Source organism: Synechococcus sp. H55.9 (genome assembly GCF_047462355.1).
GTDB lineage: Bacteria > Cyanobacteriota > Cyanobacteriia > Thermostichales > Thermostichaceae > Thermostichus.
The window spans coordinates 23,601-24,720 of record NZ_JANSJB010000026.1 but is presented as its reverse complement, the minus strand read 5'-3'; the positions used below and the strand labels follow the sequence as shown (position 1 = coordinate 24,720).

Below are 1,120 nucleotides of genomic sequence, written 5' to 3'. Positions count from 1 at the left end.
GTGGGCGTTGGGGGCGTGCATGGCCTGGATCCCCAGGTTGGCGCGGTTGACCAGGTCGGCGTAGGTGGGGATGAACCGGCCCTGGCCGTCCAGGATGGACTGGTTGAAGTTAAAGCCGTTGAGGTTAAAGGCCATCATCCCAATGCCAATGGCTGCCGCCCAAATCCCTACGGTCGGCAGGGCCGCCATCCAGAAGTGAACGGAGCGGCTGTTGCGCCAGCCAAGGCCGGGGATCCCCAGCCGCCCCAAGAAGGTGTAGTGGCCGGCCAGGAAGTTGTAGGTGACTTCTTCTTGGCCGAAGCGGTAGCCGGCATTGGCCGACTCCTCTTCCGAGGTCTCCCGGATCAGGCTAGACATCACTAGGGAGCCGTGTAGAGACGCCAGCAGGGCGCCGCCAAACACCCCGGCTACCCCCAGCCAACTGGTGGGGTGCATCAAGATGTTGTGTTCCGCCTGGAAGGCCAGCATGAAGTGGAAGGTGCCGGCAATCCCCAGCGGCAGCCCTTCCGAGAAGCTGCCCTGGCCAATGGGGTAGACCAAGAGCACCGCTGTAGCGGCAGCCGCCGGCGCAGAAAAGGCCACCGCAATCCAGGGGCGCATGCCCAGCCGGTAGCTCAACTCCCACTGCCGGCCAAGGTAGCACCACACCCCAATGAGAAAGTGGAGCACGATGAGCTGGTAGGGGCCGCCGTTGTAGAGCCACTCATCCAAAGAGGCGGCTTCCCAGATGGGGTAAAAGTGCAGGGCAATGGCGGCTGAGGTGGGCACCACCGCTGCAGAAATGAGGTTGTTGCCCCCCAACAAAGAGCCAATCACCGGCTCGCGGATCCCGTCCATATCCACCGGTGGCGCGGCAATGAAGGCAATTGCAAAACAAAAGGCTGCCGCCAACAACGTTGGGATCATCAATACGCCAAACCAGCCGATGTAAAGCCGATTTTCGGTGCTGGTGATCCACTGACAAAAACTACTCCAACTCCACAGCCGCCGCGCAGCAGCGGAGCGACGAATGACCGTACTCATAGGCCAACTCCTAGAAAATTTCAGCAAAGCCCCCTCTCTCTTGGGTTTGCCGAACCGACGTCAGGAGAGCGCTCGACAAGGCCTGGCCTGAGGGAGC

Annotated in this window: 1 protein-coding gene; it reads right to left on the bottom strand. The window is 61.4% G+C overall.

Annotated elements, in window-relative coordinates:
- Positions 1-1,023 (bottom strand): Photosystem Q(B) protein 1 (locus tag NW857_RS05330; RefSeq protein ID WP_414368196.1); only part of this gene is annotated, 1,023 nt, incomplete at its 3' end.
- Between the last annotated feature and the right edge of the window lie 97 nt (positions 1,024-1,120).